The sequence below is a fragment of the Acinetobacter guillouiae CIP 63.46 genome, assembly GCF_000368145.1.
Taxonomy (GTDB): domain Bacteria; phylum Pseudomonadota; class Gammaproteobacteria; order Pseudomonadales; family Moraxellaceae; genus Acinetobacter; species Acinetobacter guillouiae.
Genome location: NZ_KB849285.1, coordinates 1 through 14,249, shown reverse-complemented (window position 1 = coordinate 14,249; position 14,249 = coordinate 1). Strand labels below are relative to the sequence as shown.

Here is a 14,249-nt window from a genome sequence, read left to right as displayed (position 1 = left end):
AAGTTGAAAGTAAAGTTTTAGGAGGGTCATGCTGCTAATCTCCCTCGTTTGCGTTCTGCATAAAGCTTTTCGTAATAAGCTTGGCAGAGGGGAATCTTGTCTTTGATCTTCTGAATGATTGATTCATCACGTTCGATAACTACAGTTGTTTTGCGCTCTCGAATATCAATCTTTTCTACCAGGTGAACCAATTGATCTATGTCATCCCAACCGTTCAACAATTCAGGCGGGCAAGGGAATAGCCAAAAATCAATATTCGCTACATCGCAGTCATACAGCCACATATACGCTTGCATCTGTACGTCATAGCCAGCCTTTTTGACCTTCCCCATTGCTTCATCTGCAAAGAATGGGTGAGTACCAATATCCCAAGTGCATTTGGTATCAATAATCAGCTTATTCTTGAGATCAAGAACGTCACACTCGCCAGTGATTAACTCATTTTGAACACGACCAACATGTTTTTGATAATTGCGTAGACGCATCTTTCCAGACATTTGAATCGCTAAATCTTCAAGCAAATTGCCTTTTTGCGTGTACTGGTTGCCAGTGAATGAGCGAAAACCGTATAAGTCTTCTTTCACGATGTCACGGATTGCAGACTTTGCGGTATCACTGATGACAGCCGCTTTAGAGCGACCATCACCAATAAGTTTATGTAGGGATGAGCAGCGGAATAGTTTCATTCTGACGCCTCATTTACCTCTAAGCGGTATTTTTTACCCTGAGATTGAAACTCAAGAACAACACCCTTATGCAGCAGATATTGAGCCACCGCTGAAACTGCCGTGTCTGTAACATCCTCTTTTTCACCAACAAACATTTGATTTTTCGGGTTTACACGACCTGCATAAATTGTATTTGTTAGTATTGATGACATGATCTTGATTGGATTTTTAGCCATTATTGAGCCTCCACCGCAACACGCTGCGCATCTGTCAATGTGTAACCATTCAAGATATAAGCCTTATCAATCGCACCAGCATTCAACTGTTCAAGCGCTGCATCAAACTCATCATCATTCAGCGTTGGTTTTGGTGCTTCAAGATTTGCCACCGATTCATTGTGATCAATGTAATCACCTGAAACGCTATCAACATCACGAACAATCATTTGATCAGCAATTTGTGCTCGTTGCATTTCAACTGAAAGCGGTGCTTGCTTAGACAATAGAAGCTTAGTTACTGTTTTAAGTGCCATTGATTCGAAGTTATCTTTCCAAACCCCAAAACCCGATTTAAAAGATTGGCTGTAACGTCCTGCATGTTTTTCAATATCTGCTCTAGTCATGTAAAGTTCAGCAGTAAAGCCATTAAGCAATTTAAAGAAAGCCACATAACCAATAGCTTCACCTTTGTTTTCAATGGTCCAATCAAATTCATAACCAAGCAGGGGATTTGCTGAAATCAATTGACCTTGATAAACAGGTGTTGCAGCAATACGACTGAATTGTCCAGAGCGTTGAGCAAGCTGAATAAATCCTTTGTATCCCATTTGAAATTGAGCTTCTACAACTTTTAGATATTGCGGATATTCCCTACCTTTGTATTGTTTTTTGACCTGATTACCATTTTTGTCTAGCAATGGAATCTTTCTACCGTTGCTATCCTTAGCATCAGTTGAATATGGAACAATATAAGCAAATCCAAGGTTGTTATTGATTGGCAAGTCAAGCGTTGCTGCCATCATTGCAGCATTAATCACGGTAGCTGGAACAGCATCTAAAAGGTGTGGCTGGTTAGCAACTTGCATAACAGATGCTAAGAATCCTTGAGATTTCTTACCTAAAATTTCTTCAAATTTTTGACGAATTTTAATATCTGATACATAAGCTTTTACCGTTTTTGGCTTACTTTCAGCGATTTGATTTTCTGTTTTTACTGGTGCATTCATCTTCTAATCCTCAAAACTTAATTGATACATGTGGCACTTCACCTTTGTGAATCGCCTGTAAAATTTGTTTGCCCAATTCTTCTGAAACACCAAGCTTCACAAGACCTTGAAGCGCTTCATTACAGATTTTCTTTTTATGAGCTTTGTTTGCTTCACGTGCTTGCTGTTCTTTAAGTTCAGCATCCGCTTTTGCTTGAGCCTCTTTCTCAATACGCAAACGCTCAGCTTCAACCGCTTTTTGGCGATCAATTTCAGCTTGCTTTTCATGCTCTATAGCTTGTTGCTTTAATTGTTGTTCACGCAATTCAGCCTGTTCTTTTTCAAGCTTTAATCGTGCTTCACGTTGTTCTGCTTCAAGCTTTTCTTGCTCGGCTCTTTTGCGATCCGCAAGAGCTTTTGCTTCAGCTTCAACACGTGCCTTGTCCGCTGCTTCACGTGCAATTTTTTCGTCACGTTCTTTCTGCTGGCGCTCGATTTCAGCTTGGCGTAAGCGCTCTAATTCAGCACGTTCAGCCTCAAGAGCTTGAGTTTCAGAGAGTGCTTTGCGCAATTTTTCAAGTGTTTCAAATTTTGCAAGTTTGGCTTGCTCTTCGTACTCTTCATAAGGAGAATCAATTACCTTGTCATTAAGTGCTGCAATTGTTCCTTCAATCAGCGAAGAATATGCTGTGATTAAGAATTCGTTATTTGCAAAATGCTTAATTTCTTGAATAGCCGCTTCATGCTTAGCCACACGGTCTTTTTCCGCATTTTCCCAGTCTGTTAAAGGCTGACGAATGCGGTCACGCTCAGCATCCAATTCATCACGAGCAAATTTTCGATCAGCATCAATTTTGTTGGTAACAACCGTGTATTGCTCTTTGAGTTTTTTGCCCTCAGCATCGATTGCTGATTTTGATTGAGCAACTTTATAAGCTAGTGAGGTAATTTCCTTACGTCCTTTTGCAGTTGTCACATCAGGAACAATACTGCTCACTTGGACTTTAATTTGATCAACAATTGCTTGAATGCCATTCGCATTGTTGAATGCAGAAACAATCACATTTTGTTCTAATACTTGTAGTTCCATTATACTGCAACCCCTTTTAATTCATTAACTTTTTCTTCTTCAAAATGCGCTTTAAGCATTTCATTGAGTGCGTGAACTTGGCTATTTGTCAGTGCAAATTGAAGTCCATGAGCTGCAAAAATATCGTCATAATCTTCAACAACAGGACGGTGCCAAGTCGCTACTTCAAGCAAGTCATAATCCACATCAACATCATTTTGCGGATCACTTGTATTGTTCCAAGCAAGTGAACTTGTTGTTTGGTTTGCTTCAACTACAGCAGACACGTAACAAGCGCTGTAATTCGGTACAATCAGCGAGAAGTGGACTGTTGATCCTTTAATATCAGGCTCATCAGCAACTACAAGATTTTGAAAAGTAGGTGCTTCAGGAGCGTAATTAGAAAGCATATTCATTGTTGTGGCTCCTTAAACACTTTGCGTAACGCATCAACTACCTGTTTGATTTCTTCTAAGGAGCGCCATGCACCGTATTTAATAAAATCCCTATGTCTCTCCGCATCAGTGAAAGTGTTGCTGGTATATCCATGCTTGAATGCTGGATGAATAATGAAATACACATCACCCACCTTCGGCTCAAATGGCGCTGGCACTTCAATACCGTTTAAAGTGATGGTGCGAGGTTTGAGGCGGAATTTTCTATCTGTTTTAGTGAATGCACCAATTTGCCAATTACTCTCTACAGCCCACCAGACATTGCCATTCCAGTTTTCAACTTCCTCACCATTCGCCAAAGCAATCAGAGCTTCTTTTCCTGAAATAAGTTCCATACTCACCCCCTTACCAAAGCGATATAGAACATCGCACCGATCAAAAAGATGATGATTGAGCCAAGGAATACATCCTGGATAAATGCTCGCTTAACAATTTGTTCGATCGTCAGTAGACGTTGTGGTTTTTTGTGTGACATAATATTCTCACTCTTTGAGTAAAAGCCCTTTGATGTCGAGTCGTGAGGGCTTTTTTATTTAAAATTAAAAAGCTTTTTGAAATTGATTGATTAAGCAGATAAAGCATCCGCACTTTTCATCCACTGGATCTTCACCAACTTCCGCAGTTTTTACCGCTTCGCCCATTTGCTGATTTAAGCCAGTACCTTCCAAAACGTATTTCTCCATTGCTTGAGCGTGTTCAACTTGACCGTCTGAAAGCTTAAGGAGTTGTAAGCGTAAATTTTGAATTTCCATTTTTATCTCACTGAGAAGGTTTGTTTGTGTATGAGGTTTAGTTTACCAAAGGAAACTTTGTTGTCAACAAAAAGTTTATTTAAAGAAACTTTATTTTTATTATTGGAAACTTTATTTTTCTATAGGCAAAAGAAAACCCGCGTATAGCGGGTAGATTATTCTAGATTGCTAGTCATTAAAGTTTATCTTATTTGCTGCATCTTTGACGTGTTCAAGAGCTAAAGCATATGTAATTGCCCAATTAAATGCATCATCATCTTCATACATAAAATCAGCATCAGATTTCTTTTTCATTCTTATCTTAGTGATTTCAAGTGCTATTGATTCCATAACCTCTGGTGACATTAAATTCTCCTTAGCCTGCGCGCCAAAACTGACGACCAATTACTTTGAAATTCAGACCATTTAGCTCACTCACTTCACGATCACGATATTTTGGATTTAAACTGTGAAGGCTTAATTTTCCACCTTCTTCTTTAAATATCTGCTTTATCATGCCTTCACCTTCAAAATAAACAGCATAAATTTCGCCATCTATAATATCGGTTTGAGATATATCGATTCCCACCAGGTCACCATCATGAATAAAGTCAGACATGCTATCGCCTTTAGCTTTAATGATTCTCATGCTTTTTGGGTCAACATATTTCTTTTGAAAGAATGACGGGGGAAAAGGATATTTCCCATTAATAACATCAAAGTGAAACTCTATAGATTCACCAGTACCGCATGAAAAGTTTGCTTCCACTACATCAATCCAAATAAATCCATTTTCAATTTCATAGTCCACAACTGTTGGCTCATGGATATCATTAACATCGAATGAAGATTCTTCTTTTCGTGTTAATCCATGTTTATCCATAAATTCTTGCATATTAAAGTTATTTTTCTTTGGTTCATTCTCGCCAGTTAATAACCAGTCTTGTGATGTCTTAAGTACTTTAGCCAAGGGTGGTAAGAATTCAGCTTTAGGAATATTTGTTCCTGCAACCCATTTAGACACAGCACCTTTTGTGGCGCCAGTAGCTTCTACTAAATCAACTTGTCGAATTTTTAGCTCTGTCATTCTTTGAATTATTCGGTCGCTGATAGTGCTCATAAAAACATCCTCTTTAATGTTTCCTATAGTAAACAAACATATTGATTTAAAAATAAACTTATGGTTTACTAATGGAAACTAAAAGTTTATAAAGGTAAACCATGACAGTTGATGACTTAAAAACCCACTTTAGAGTTGAAAACGATATTCAACTTACTAAAACGATTCTTGGGGTCACTAGAGGAACCATTAGCAAATGGCGTCATAGAGGTATTCCTGTAGATACACAAGCAAGAATCCAAGTTCTAACCAAAGGCAAATTAAAAGCCAACCTACAAGCGCTTTCTGCTTAGGAACCACCATGAGCAAAGTATCAATTGAATTAAGCGCAAGAGCTAGAAATACACACTCGCTCGTTTTGCAATCTCTTGGAAGTGTAGTAAATGCCACTCTAGGAGAAGAAATAGGATTTGATGGTCCTTGGGTATCAAAGTTTAAGAACGACAAGAAAAACAATGGCTTGACTGATCTTGAAACGATTTGCCTTTTGTTGGATAAGCTTGGGTTGAAGATTATTCCTGAACAATATCAATGCTATGACAAGCAGCTGATTGATTCAATTTTCTTTTTAGCACGCCTCTCAATGAATAGAGCGTCTGAAATTAATGATTTTCAACACACGGCAATTGCACCGCGTTTAGAAGAATTTGGGTATTAAAAAACCACTGCCAGCGCGAACTGGAGTGGTTAGTAATTCATAACGAGATGGAAATGAATATGCATAAAATTTTAACAGACATTGAGCTACAGCGAAAGATTTATTTATTTCAAAAGGCAGTCGAAGAACACGCTGAAAAGCGCTCACTTCCGACTGCTCAGTCTGTGGCAGTTGCAAAGGCTGAACTATGGGCATTTATACAAGGAGCAAACGCATGAGTGTTGATGCGCTAAATTGGGCGTGGACTGCACCAGTTGAAAGTTCAGCACAGCGCCTTGTCTTGCTTTCATTGGCTGATCGTGCAGGTGAGCACCATACTTGCTACCCAAGCAATAGCAGATTGGCAAAAGACACAGTTTTGAATATCAAGACTGTTCAAAAAGTCGTAAATCAACTTATCGATTTAGGATTGGTTGCTGATACTGGTAAAAAAATGGGAACCACAAACAAGGTTCGAGTTTTAAAATTAGTTGGTGTGCAATCAAGAGAACAAAACCAAAATCGGGATAGTTATAACGAACCCAAAAAAGGGTTTATTGATAAAGATAACGAACCCAAAAACGGTGCTATTAAACACACCCAAAAAGGGGTTAATTCAGCAGAACAAACGAACCCAATTTTGGAGGGTAACGAACCCAAAAACGGTATCGTGAACGATCCCAATTTTGGGGTACAGAACCTACCAATTAACCTATCAATGAATCTCTCTTGTCAACACGAGTGGATTCCAAATCAAAATCAATTGATCGGAGTTCTTCAGCAAAAGGGCCATGGTCAAAATTTAAAATTCATTTTTGGATTACCAAGTTTTGAATTTGAGCTTGGAGCATTCAACGCTCATTTCGATGGTCAAGTTTTGTCTGATGCAAAAAAACTCTACAAGTTTGCAAATTGGATTTCTGACAAGTTTGAACGTCACGTGAAATTACATCCTGAGTACATCGAAGTTTCTCAACCTGAACAACCACAGCAAGCACCAAGCACTGAATTCAAAGGCGTACGTAAAACATTCAAGGGGATGGACCAATGATTGAATTATTTTCTATCCCTGTTGAACAAGCGATTTTGTCTACTGTGATCGGTACTGAGCAAGGCATGGATGAGTACATTGAGCAGATTGATTCAAGTGATTTCTATGCAGCTCAACATCAAATTATTTGGTCACATGTGAAATCGCAGTTTGTGAAAGGCGAAGCGTATGACCAAGTGATGATTTGGGAGCTGATTCGTGCTAATGCGATTGAAGTCAAAGCGGTTGATGAGAAATTTATTCTCAATCTGATGGGTTGTTACTGCCCACATTCGCTTTTACCAACACACCTTAAAAAACTTAAAGATTTTGCTGTACGCAGAAAGATTCAAGATGTGAGTAAGCAGATTGGAACTGCCGCAGTTGATATGGTTTCGTACACATCAGAAACCGCCTTAAATCGTGCACAGGCTCTCGTCAGTGGCTTAGAAACAGGTTCGGTAGACAATCGCCTTAAACATGCTCATGAGTTCTCTAAGGACGCAATCAAGGAGTTTTTAGAGCGACATACAGCTTTGCATAACAATACGCCTTTTGATGGCGGTATTCGTACTGGCTTCTGTGAGTTGGATAACAAGCTGGGTGAAGTTGGCAAAGGTGATTTAGTCATCATCGGTGCACGCCCAAGCATGGGTAAAACCACACTCGCTCAGAACTTTGCAGCAGACATGATGGTTAATCAAGGTCTACCAGTTTTGTTCGTTTCAATCGAGATGTCAGGCAAACAGATTGCGCAGCGGATGATTAGTGGAATTGGTCAGATTGAATTGCGAAAAGTTTTAAGTGGTAAGGCTCAAATTGAGGACTGCGGAAAGATTAATACTGCTGCAATGATCTTAGAAAAAGCACCTTTGATGATTGATGACAATGCTCGTTCAACGACTTCAACGATCCGTAGATCAGCACGAAAAGTACAAGCTGAATATGGGAAAGTTGGTGCGATATTTGTTGATTATATCCAGCGTGTAACTCCACTCACTAAAAACAATTATGGTCGCTCTGACAAAGATATTGGCGAGATTTCAGGGGAATTGAAAAAGATTGCTCGTGATTTTGAATGCCCAGTATTTGCTTTGGCTCAACTCAACCGAAACCTTGAAAACAGACCAAATAAACGCCCTGTAAATGCTGATTTAAAAGAGTCTGGCGATTTAGAACAAGACGCAGACATCATCATGTTTATCTACCGTGATGAGGTTTACAACAAGGAATCTAAAGAGGCTGGAACGGCTGAAATCATTATTGGTAAAGCACGTAATGGTTCAACCGGAACAGTGAAATTAGCAACTGACTTAGCTCGCTCAACTTTTGCAGATTTAAGTCCTGAATATTACGCAATGATGCAAGGGGAGTCAGTATGAATGCAGTGAAACGAATTGTTTGCTGGTTCAGTTGTGGTGCTGCATCTGCTGTGGCAACCAAAATTATGCTTGAACAGGCGCCTAAGATTTTCCCTAATGTGCCAGTAGTAATTGCGAATAGTCCAATTATAGAAGAACACTCTGATAACGAACGTTTTTTTAATGAATGTGAACAATGGTTTGGTCAAGAAATTATTCGAATCATTAATCCAAGATACCCGGAAGGCTTGAATTCAATATATGAAGTTTTTAAGAAAGGGTTTTTGAAGGGTGTAAATGGTGCGCCATGTACAACTCAGCTAAAAAGAATTCCCCGTGGAATGTTTCAAAAAGAGGGCGATTTGCACGTATTTGGGTATGACATTGCTGAAATAGATCGTGCTCAAGATTTTGAAGAAAGAAATCCAAGTCTTAATTCATATTTTCCACTTATTGAATCAGATCTAACCAAGGCGGATTGTCTTGCAATGCTTCAAGACGCAGGCATACGCATACCGAAAATGTATGAGCTTGGTTATTTGAACAATAACTGCATTGGCTGTGTGAAAGGTGGAGCGGGTTACTGGAACAAGATTCGCAAAGATTTCCCTGACACATTTGATCGCATGGCGAAAGTTGAACGTCAAATCGGGCATTCAATTTTAAAAAATGAAGATGGTCCAATCTTTTTAGATGAATTAAATCCCAAAATGGGTAGATACAAAGATGAGCCTGATATTGATTGTTCATTTAGCTGCTTAATCGCCAAAGAAGATAACAATTGGAAAGTAGTTAAGTTTTTGGAGTTAGAAAGCGTAGGAGGTGGGGTGTGAATGCATTAAATAAAATTTTTACTGAACACAAACTAATCTTAGAAACAGACTTTGTAATTTGTAGTTTCGGTGGTGGCACAAACTCTACTGCACTTCTGATTGAATGTGTAAATCGTGGTATCAAAATAGATTTAATTCTATTTGCAGATACAGGTGGAGAGAGGCCATTTACATATCACCATGTCTACTGGATGTCGCAATGGCTTACCACAAAGGGCTACCCATCGATTATTACTGTGAAAGCACCAAACGTTACACTCGAACAAGATTGCTTAAATCGAAATGCATTACCTAGTGTTGCTTATGGTTTTAAAACATGTAGTCAGCGGTTCAAGATTCAGCCTCAAGATAAGGCTATTAATCAAAATCCTTATGCTAGACAAGCGTTAAAAGATGGCTATCGCTTAGTTAAGTTGATTGGTTTTGATGCTGATGAGCCATATCGAGCAAATAAAGAATACAACGATAAATTCACCCGTATTTATCCGCTAATTGAGTGGAATATGGGTAGGGCTGAATGCATTCAAGCGATCCAGAATGAAGGCTTAGTACTACCTGGGAAATCATCATGCTTCTTTTGCCCAAATTCAAAACCAAGCGAGATTAAATGGCTGGAGCAAACCCATCCGGACCTGATGTATAGGGCTTTAACAATGGAACAACAGGCGGATCTAAAAGAAATTAAGGGTTTGGGGCGCAATTTTTCATGGAAATCAATTTATCAGCAGCAAGATGCATTTATGGATCACTTTGTACCTGACATGCCTTGCGATTGTTATGAGGGTACAGAATGAAAGCTCACAGCACAGTAGAACAATTCGAAAAAATGGTTTTGGTTTTAAAGAACTCAATTGAAAAGCGAGGCAAAACTTCAATTGCTGATATTCAACAATGGATTGATGGGAACTATTCGAAATCAAAACGTTTCGCATATCAACTAAGAGAAGCAGGGTATTTGAAATCTGATAATGCCAAGCCTCTTGGGTTTACTGCAACAGACAAAGCAAAAGAATTATTTAAGGTGGCACTATGACAACTATAAACAACTCTGAAAACTTGATTGAGAAGGTGTGAGGAAACAATGCAAATTCCTAAACCCCTCATCATCGGCATTGATCCAGACTTAGAAAAATCAGGGGTGGCTGTCTTAGGACAGTCATTCGAGCTGAAGAATTTAACCTTTGCTGAAACTGTTGAGCTATTCCGCAGTCACCAGGATCAGATCAAGAAAGTGGTGATCGAGGCAGGGTGGATGAATAAAAAATCAAATCTACATAGTCGTATTGGTCAATCTAAGCGCGCAGGAGAGCGAATTGCCAAGAATGTAGGTGAGAACCATGCAACAGGCAAATTACTTGTAGAAATGGCGAAATCTTTCGGTTTAGCAGTGGTTGAAGTAAGACCAACCAAAACCAAAAAGAATTCAGAAGAATTTAATCGCATTACAGGCTGGCAAGGTCGAACGAATCAGGAACAGCGTGATGCAGGTATGTTGATTTGGGGGATGGTTTGATGGATAGAGATGCAATCAATCTTGCCTATCGCTGGCAGAAGCAGTTTTTAAAAGGTTGGTTCAAGGATCAATGGTATGACGCACTGGATTATTTAGAAGCATCAATAAAGTTCTTTTTAATTTTGTTGAGAATCATATTTTCACCAATTCTTATTATTTATGTGGCATGGCAGTTCAAGGGTATTTACAAGCAGATTGCAAGTGGTGAAGCGAATCGAGAAAAGGTTCGTAACAAGATTGAGCAGGCAGAAGTTTAAGGGGCAATTATGAACGCAGCGGTGAGAATTATGGACTGGTCTAAATACACAATTGATGGATGGCTTGAGCAATTTGGCGCTTGGTGTGAAACCGCTCGTTTGAAAGGCGGTGAATTGCCTGATGGGTTGCATGTTAATCAGATCTATTGGTTGATTCGTGAAGCGGATAAAACGCCACGTAACTCGAGGTGTTATATCCGTTGTGAAATTAGTGACTTTGAGGCAGAGCAGGTACAGGCATTGCTGAGAAGTATTTTTAAAAGTGATTCAGTAGATTATCAAGTTAAGTATGCGGTGATGTGTTTGGTTAAGCACAAGGTGGAGAATCGAAGTCTAAGTGCTGTGGCTGAGATTACTAATCAATCTAAACAAATGACTCACACAATGATCAGCTGTGCGAAGTTTGCCATTCATTCTCGTGATAACCGCATGAAGATTGGATAGATATTGACTGGTCGACCGCAATATGGCATATTTCTGTTATAGTGGGCGAAGTTATGGTAATCCACTAGATATGAAGCTCACAGAAATGTGGGCTTTTTTGTTGTCTGCAAAAAGGCAACCAATATATCCAATGTGATTTCGTCACACATTGAGTTAGCCTCAGAGCCTTAAATTGTGGGTGACTCCCCGACCAATGGAATTGAAAGACACAGAACAGATCAATAGCTAACTTTGAGATGTTTGTCGTGTTGAGTAGCGGTAGATCAGTTGCCGAGCTGATCAATATCGTAATCTAAGGCAAGGATGTGGCAGATCACCACGTCCTTTTTAATTCCAAGGAGAACAACATGCTCCGAATCAAACAAATCTTTTGTCGCCACATTTGGGAATATTCAGATTTCTTTACAGTGAGAGAGTGTCGGAAGTGTGGGAAGGTGGTGCAGGTTTAGATGTGTTACACTTATAAAAGCCAAAAAACAACTAATAGATGACGCTGCGCGACAGCATTTAACGCACTTGTTTGATTACAAGTCTTGACATTTAGAAATGATTTCATATTGACAGTGTTGTCACCATCAAATAAGATTGCTTACATAAACCCTGTTATCCAATGATAAGAGGGTATTTTTGTCATTAAAAGTTCTTTTTGAATTTTAACGACAATCAATTAAAGAAGGGCAAGCAAATGAACAAGGGTATGAAGTACTTTACTGAAGGCATGATAGCAGCTTTCGTATTGGCACCTAGAGTTCCAGTACAAGCCGTAAAGCCTGCTGAAATTGAAGAACAAAGACCTGCTGGAAATTCAGCTAAGCACTGGGAAACAGTTGGTAAAAGGATGACAACGGGTACTCGGAAAATCAAGTGTGATTTACTTAATAAACAACCAGAATTAAACTAACCCAAATCAATCGTATTATATGTCTCAACATAATAAAACCAAGCGTGGAGTTGCTACTAAGACGGGAAATGATGTTTCTGTTGCTGTAGAAGAAGCTGAAAGCTACTCTCCATATCCCCCACCAGAATTAGTTAAAGCATTTGAAGAGATTCAACCCGGCTTAGCTAGCAGACTTATGGAAATTGTTGAGAATGAACAAACCATGAGTCATGAAGTTACTCGCCATCAAATGTTTGAAAATAATAGGATTAACACCGCAAATATTGAAAACCAAAAGAACAACTCAACGCTGTTCTTACTTGGGTTGATATCTGGGGTTGTTATGGGTTTGGGAATCTTAGGTATTGCAATATATGCGCTATATATGGGCTATCCTTGGGTTGCAACAGTTGCATTTTCAACCTTAGCTGCAATACTTGTAATATTGGTTTTAAGAAAAGTTCCTGCAACTCCAGATCCAGGAAAGCCAACGGTATAAATTAGTAAAAACCAAAACCCCTTCCGAGGGGTTTTTTAATGCCTAGAGGAAAGTGAAGATGCCAAACGAAAAGCAAATTGAACAAGAAATTCAAGACAAAGGTCTGAATGCACCACGATTAACGCCTGATCTTATTGATTCAAAAGTCAGAGCAATTCGTTACTTAACTGGTGATGTTGAGCCTGCTTATGCTATTGGTGATTGGGAAAGTGATAAAAGCACCCCGTGTTTAACCATTTGCATTTTAACTTTGGAAAATGGTTTTACAGTCACAGGTGAGTCAGCTTGTGCAAGCCCTGAAAATTTCGACAAGATTATCGGTCAAAAGATTGCGTATGAAAATGCACGTAACAAGATTTGGCAACTGGAAGGTTATCTTCTAAAAGAAAAGCTTTATCAGGCTGAATTAAATAAATAATTCATAACCTTTCGCTACGTTTCCTTTGCCCCGAAAGGGGTTTTATTTTGTCTTGGAGAAAGCCATGCGCTTAGGTCGAATTGTATTAGTAGCATTGGGTATGAGCGCAGCGTTTGCCGAGCCTGTTAAAAGACATGCCAGTGATTGGGATTCAATCAAATGGCGAGAACCAGTAAAAGGCAAATCAAAACCCAATAAGATCAGTCAAGCCAAAAGACGTAAGTATAAACGTCAAGGTCGGTTGTGATGGACAGAACCGAAGCACAAAAGAACCTCAAGCTACTCGAAGAAGATAAAGCACGCTTACTCTCACTTAATCATCTCAATTCAACGTGGGCGTTTAAGAATCAGTGTGAGTTGAGAGTGAAGCAGATTAATGACTTCATTCGTAATTTAGAGTTGGGGTTAAGTAAGTGAATAATAACTATGTTCCAGAATGGTATATTTCACCCTTTGAGCATTCGAAATACACACTTGTTCGCAATCAAGACCAGTTCGATATACTTTTTGATGATGTAAATGATACACAAGAATTCATGCATTTGGGTGCTGGTGCTCAGGTTGATTATTACGAAAAAGGTAAGCATTGCATTGTTCAATTGGGCGATTGCAGCGAAAGAACACTGATTGAAGTTCATGGGCTTTTATTACATGAAGCGGTTCATATTTGGCAGCGAATAAAAATGCTTATGGGTGAAAAAAAGCCGAGTGTGGAGTTTGAAGCATATTCGATACAGCGTATTGCCCAAGATTTATTTGCTATGTATGAGGAAAGTGAACAGGAGGCAAGATGACAGATGAAATCGAACTTCCAGCAGGGAGTGAGCCACTAGAAGATGATCGTCGCGAACGGTTAGCACAAGAATACTTAAAATGCTTGAACATTGCCAAAGCTGGTGAATTGGCAGGGTATGCGGATAAGAGCACTTCTTGGAGGGCGTGGAGCAATCCTGATATGCAGGATCGCATCAACTTCCTCAAAGGTGAACGTGCAAAAGAATTACATATTGAGCAGGTCGATGTTTTATCTCGTCTTTGGGCAGTTGCTACAGCTGATCCGCGTGAACTGGTAAAACACAAATTAGTAAATTGCCGTTTTTGTTGGGGTGAAGACCATCAATACCAGTGGC

The 14,249-nt window shown here is 39.3% G+C and carries 28 protein-coding genes; 18 read left to right on the top strand and 10 right to left on the bottom strand.

Going from position 1 to position 14,249, the window contains the following annotated elements:
• Positions 1-26: 26 nt before the first annotated feature.
• The 10 genes from F981_RS16880 to F981_RS16845 form a co-directional block, all read right to left on the bottom strand.
• On the bottom strand, positions 27-686 hold the full coding sequence (locus F981_RS16880; protein WP_004723614.1) for a hypothetical protein: 660 nt from the start codon (positions 684-686) through the stop codon (positions 27-29).
• A complete protein-coding gene (locus F981_RS16875; protein WP_004723613.1) occupies positions 683-904 on the bottom strand; it encodes a DUF7446 family protein in 222 nt (73 codons plus the stop codon). Before F981_RS16875 ends, F981_RS16880 begins: the two co-directional genes overlap by 4 nt.
• A complete protein-coding gene (locus F981_RS16870) occupies positions 904-1,893 on the bottom strand; it encodes a recombinase RecT (RefSeq protein ID WP_004723612.1) in 990 nt (329 codons plus the stop codon). Before F981_RS16870 ends, F981_RS16875 begins: the two co-directional genes overlap by 1 nt.
• 10 nt (positions 1,894-1,903) lie before the next feature.
• A complete protein-coding gene (locus F981_RS16865; RefSeq protein ID WP_004723611.1) occupies positions 1,904-2,962 on the bottom strand; it encodes a coiled-coil domain-containing protein in 1,059 nt (352 codons plus the stop codon).
• Entirely contained in the window at positions 2,962-3,357 is a 396-nt protein-coding gene (locus tag F981_RS16860) for a hypothetical protein (protein WP_004723610.1), read from the bottom strand. Before F981_RS16860 ends, F981_RS16865 begins: the two co-directional genes overlap by 1 nt.
• Positions 3,354-3,731, bottom strand: coding sequence for a hypothetical protein (locus tag F981_RS16855; RefSeq protein WP_004723609.1), 378 nt, complete (start codon positions 3,729-3,731; stop codon positions 3,354-3,356). Before F981_RS16855 ends, F981_RS16860 begins: the two co-directional genes overlap by 4 nt.
• A 2-nt stretch (positions 3,732-3,733) precedes the next feature.
• Positions 3,734-3,871, bottom strand: coding sequence for a hypothetical protein (locus tag F981_RS23985; protein WP_004723608.1), 138 nt, complete (start codon positions 3,869-3,871; stop codon positions 3,734-3,736).
• A 64-nt stretch (positions 3,872-3,935) separates the two neighbouring features.
• Positions 3,936-4,148, bottom strand: coding sequence for a hypothetical protein (locus F981_RS16850; protein WP_004723607.1), 213 nt, complete (start codon positions 4,146-4,148; stop codon positions 3,936-3,938).
• Positions 4,149-4,316: 168 nt separating this feature from the next.
• Positions 4,317-4,493, bottom strand: a complete 177-nt coding sequence (locus F981_RS23980) for a hypothetical protein (RefSeq protein WP_004723606.1) — start codon at positions 4,491-4,493, stop codon at positions 4,317-4,319.
• A 10-nt stretch (positions 4,494-4,503) separates the two neighbouring features.
• Positions 4,504-5,247 carry a S24 family peptidase gene (locus F981_RS16845; RefSeq protein ID WP_004723605.1) on the bottom strand — a complete coding sequence of 248 codons (744 nt, stop codon included), beginning with the start codon at positions 5,245-5,247 and terminating at the stop codon, positions 4,504-4,506.
• 101 nt (positions 5,248-5,348) lie between these two features.
• Here F981_RS16845 and F981_RS16840 point away from each other — a divergent pair, with 101 nt between their 5' ends.
• From F981_RS16840 to F981_RS16765, 18 genes are all read left to right on the top strand, one after another.
• Positions 5,349-5,540: a Cro/CI family transcriptional regulator gene (locus F981_RS16840; RefSeq protein ID WP_004723603.1), complete on the top strand. Its 192-nt coding sequence runs from the start codon at positions 5,349-5,351 to the stop codon at positions 5,538-5,540.
• An 8-nt stretch (positions 5,541-5,548) separates the two neighbouring features.
• Positions 5,549-5,905, top strand: coding sequence for a hypothetical protein (locus F981_RS16835; protein ID WP_004723602.1), 357 nt, complete (start codon positions 5,549-5,551; stop codon positions 5,903-5,905).
• A 59-nt stretch (positions 5,906-5,964) separates the two neighbouring features.
• On the top strand, positions 5,965-6,123 hold the full coding sequence (locus F981_RS23975) for a hypothetical protein (protein WP_171066954.1): 159 nt from the start codon (positions 5,965-5,967) through the stop codon (positions 6,121-6,123).
• Positions 6,120-6,935 (top strand): helix-turn-helix domain-containing protein, encoded by an 816-nt coding sequence (locus F981_RS16830; protein WP_004723600.1) that lies wholly within the window; start codon positions 6,120-6,122, stop codon positions 6,933-6,935. Before F981_RS23975 ends, F981_RS16830 begins: the two co-directional genes overlap by 4 nt.
• A complete protein-coding gene (locus tag F981_RS16825) occupies positions 6,932-8,296 on the top strand; it encodes a replicative DNA helicase (protein WP_004723599.1) in 1,365 nt (454 codons plus the stop codon). Before F981_RS16830 ends, F981_RS16825 begins: the two co-directional genes overlap by 4 nt.
• On the top strand, positions 8,293-9,108 hold the full coding sequence (locus F981_RS16820; RefSeq protein ID WP_004723597.1) for a hypothetical protein: 816 nt from the start codon (positions 8,293-8,295) through the stop codon (positions 9,106-9,108). Before F981_RS16825 ends, F981_RS16820 begins: the two co-directional genes overlap by 4 nt.
• Entirely contained in the window at positions 9,105-9,902 is a 798-nt protein-coding gene (locus F981_RS16815) for an adenine nucleotide alpha hydrolase family protein (RefSeq protein WP_004723596.1), read from the top strand. The genes F981_RS16820 and F981_RS16815 overlap by 4 nt, the downstream gene beginning before the upstream one ends.
• A complete protein-coding gene (locus F981_RS16810; protein ID WP_004723595.1) occupies positions 9,899-10,141 on the top strand; it encodes a hypothetical protein in 243 nt (80 codons plus the stop codon). Before F981_RS16815 ends, F981_RS16810 begins: the two co-directional genes overlap by 4 nt.
• Positions 10,142-10,189: 48 nt before the next feature.
• On the top strand, positions 10,190-10,621 hold the full coding sequence (locus tag F981_RS16805) for a RuvC family protein (RefSeq protein ID WP_004723594.1): 432 nt from the start codon (positions 10,190-10,192) through the stop codon (positions 10,619-10,621).
• Positions 10,621-10,878 carry a hypothetical protein gene (locus F981_RS16800; RefSeq protein WP_004723593.1) on the top strand — a complete coding sequence of 86 codons (258 nt, stop codon included), beginning with the start codon at positions 10,621-10,623 and terminating at the stop codon, positions 10,876-10,878. The genes F981_RS16805 and F981_RS16800 overlap by 1 nt, the downstream gene beginning before the upstream one ends.
• Positions 10,879-10,887: 9 nt before the next feature.
• Complete coding sequence (locus tag F981_RS16795) at positions 10,888-11,322, top strand: hypothetical protein (RefSeq protein WP_004723592.1); 435 nt, start codon at positions 10,888-10,890, stop codon at positions 11,320-11,322.
• A gap of 685 nt (positions 11,323-12,007) precedes the next feature.
• On the top strand, positions 12,008-12,223 hold the full coding sequence (locus tag F981_RS16790) for a hypothetical protein (RefSeq protein WP_004723591.1): 216 nt from the start codon (positions 12,008-12,010) through the stop codon (positions 12,221-12,223).
• 19 nt (positions 12,224-12,242) lie between these two features.
• Positions 12,243-12,701 (top strand): DUF2335 domain-containing protein, encoded by a 459-nt coding sequence (locus F981_RS16785; protein ID WP_004723590.1) that lies wholly within the window; start codon positions 12,243-12,245, stop codon positions 12,699-12,701.
• Between the two features lie 58 nt (positions 12,702-12,759).
• Positions 12,760-13,119 carry a Gp49 family protein gene (locus F981_RS16780; RefSeq protein ID WP_004723589.1) on the top strand — a complete coding sequence of 120 codons (360 nt, stop codon included), beginning with the start codon at positions 12,760-12,762 and terminating at the stop codon, positions 13,117-13,119.
• 64 nt (positions 13,120-13,183) lie between these two features.
• A complete protein-coding gene (locus tag F981_RS16775) occupies positions 13,184-13,366 on the top strand; it encodes a hypothetical protein (RefSeq protein WP_004723588.1) in 183 nt (60 codons plus the stop codon).
• Positions 13,366-13,536 carry a hypothetical protein gene (locus F981_RS23970; RefSeq protein WP_004723587.1) on the top strand — a complete coding sequence of 57 codons (171 nt, stop codon included), beginning with the start codon at positions 13,366-13,368 and terminating at the stop codon, positions 13,534-13,536. Before F981_RS16775 ends, F981_RS23970 begins: the two co-directional genes overlap by 1 nt.
• Positions 13,533-13,913: a hypothetical protein gene (locus F981_RS16770; protein WP_004723586.1), complete on the top strand. Its 381-nt coding sequence runs from the start codon at positions 13,533-13,535 to the stop codon at positions 13,911-13,913. The genes F981_RS23970 and F981_RS16770 overlap by 4 nt, the downstream gene beginning before the upstream one ends.
• Positions 13,910-14,249, top strand: a 340-nt coding sequence (locus tag F981_RS16765) for a terminase small subunit (RefSeq protein WP_004723585.1), incomplete at its 3' end; no start/stop codon positions are given. The genes F981_RS16770 and F981_RS16765, both read left to right, overlap by 4 nt.

Bases quoted from the DNA above. Each gene is read 5' to 3' on its own strand.
- F981_RS16880 (WP_004723614.1), bottom strand. From the start codon at position 686: ATGAAACTATTCCGCTGCTCATCCCTACATAAACTTATTGGTGATGGT.
- F981_RS16875 (WP_004723613.1), bottom strand. From the start codon at position 904: ATGGCTAAAAATCCAATCAAGATCATGTCATCAATACTAACAAATACA.
- F981_RS16870 (WP_004723612.1), bottom strand. From the start codon at position 1,893: ATGAATGCACCAGTAAAAACAGAAAATCAAATCGCTGAAAGTAAGCCA.
- F981_RS16865 (WP_004723611.1), bottom strand. From the start codon at position 2,962: ATGGAACTACAAGTATTAGAACAAAATGTGATTGTTTCTGCATTCAAC.
- F981_RS16860 (WP_004723610.1), bottom strand. From the start codon at position 3,357: ATGAATATGCTTTCTAATTACGCTCCTGAAGCACCTACTTTTCAAAAT.
- F981_RS16855 (WP_004723609.1), bottom strand. From the start codon at position 3,731: ATGGAACTTATTTCAGGAAAAGAAGCTCTGATTGCTTTGGCGAATGGT.
- F981_RS23985 (WP_004723608.1), bottom strand. From the start codon at position 3,871: ATGTCACACAAAAAACCACAACGTCTACTGACGATCGAACAAATTGTT.
- F981_RS16850 (WP_004723607.1), bottom strand. From the start codon at position 4,148: ATGGAAATTCAAAATTTACGCTTACAACTCCTTAAGCTTTCAGACGGT.
- F981_RS23980 (WP_004723606.1), bottom strand. From the start codon at position 4,493: ATGTCACCAGAGGTTATGGAATCAATAGCACTTGAAATCACTAAGATA.
- F981_RS16845 (WP_004723605.1), bottom strand. From the start codon at position 5,247: ATGAGCACTATCAGCGACCGAATAATTCAAAGAATGACAGAGCTAAAA.
- F981_RS16840 (WP_004723603.1), top strand. From the start codon at position 5,349: ATGACAGTTGATGACTTAAAAACCCACTTTAGAGTTGAAAACGATATT.
- F981_RS16835 (WP_004723602.1), top strand. From the start codon at position 5,549: ATGAGCAAAGTATCAATTGAATTAAGCGCAAGAGCTAGAAATACACAC.
- F981_RS23975 (WP_171066954.1), top strand. From the start codon at position 5,965: ATGCATAAAATTTTAACAGACATTGAGCTACAGCGAAAGATTTATTTA.
- F981_RS16830 (WP_004723600.1), top strand. From the start codon at position 6,120: ATGAGTGTTGATGCGCTAAATTGGGCGTGGACTGCACCAGTTGAAAGT.
- F981_RS16825 (WP_004723599.1), top strand. From the start codon at position 6,932: ATGATTGAATTATTTTCTATCCCTGTTGAACAAGCGATTTTGTCTACT.
- F981_RS16820 (WP_004723597.1), top strand. From the start codon at position 8,293: ATGAATGCAGTGAAACGAATTGTTTGCTGGTTCAGTTGTGGTGCTGCA.
- F981_RS16810 (WP_004723595.1), top strand. From the start codon at position 9,899: ATGAAAGCTCACAGCACAGTAGAACAATTCGAAAAAATGGTTTTGGTT.
- F981_RS16805 (WP_004723594.1), top strand. From the start codon at position 10,190: ATGCAAATTCCTAAACCCCTCATCATCGGCATTGATCCAGACTTAGAA.
- F981_RS16800 (WP_004723593.1), top strand. From the start codon at position 10,621: ATGGATAGAGATGCAATCAATCTTGCCTATCGCTGGCAGAAGCAGTTT.
- F981_RS16795 (WP_004723592.1), top strand. From the start codon at position 10,888: ATGAACGCAGCGGTGAGAATTATGGACTGGTCTAAATACACAATTGAT.
- F981_RS16790 (WP_004723591.1), top strand. From the start codon at position 12,008: ATGAACAAGGGTATGAAGTACTTTACTGAAGGCATGATAGCAGCTTTC.
- F981_RS16785 (WP_004723590.1), top strand. From the start codon at position 12,243: ATGTCTCAACATAATAAAACCAAGCGTGGAGTTGCTACTAAGACGGGA.
- F981_RS16780 (WP_004723589.1), top strand. From the start codon at position 12,760: ATGCCAAACGAAAAGCAAATTGAACAAGAAATTCAAGACAAAGGTCTG.
- F981_RS16775 (WP_004723588.1), top strand. From the start codon at position 13,184: ATGCGCTTAGGTCGAATTGTATTAGTAGCATTGGGTATGAGCGCAGCG.
- F981_RS23970 (WP_004723587.1), top strand. From the start codon at position 13,366: ATGGACAGAACCGAAGCACAAAAGAACCTCAAGCTACTCGAAGAAGAT.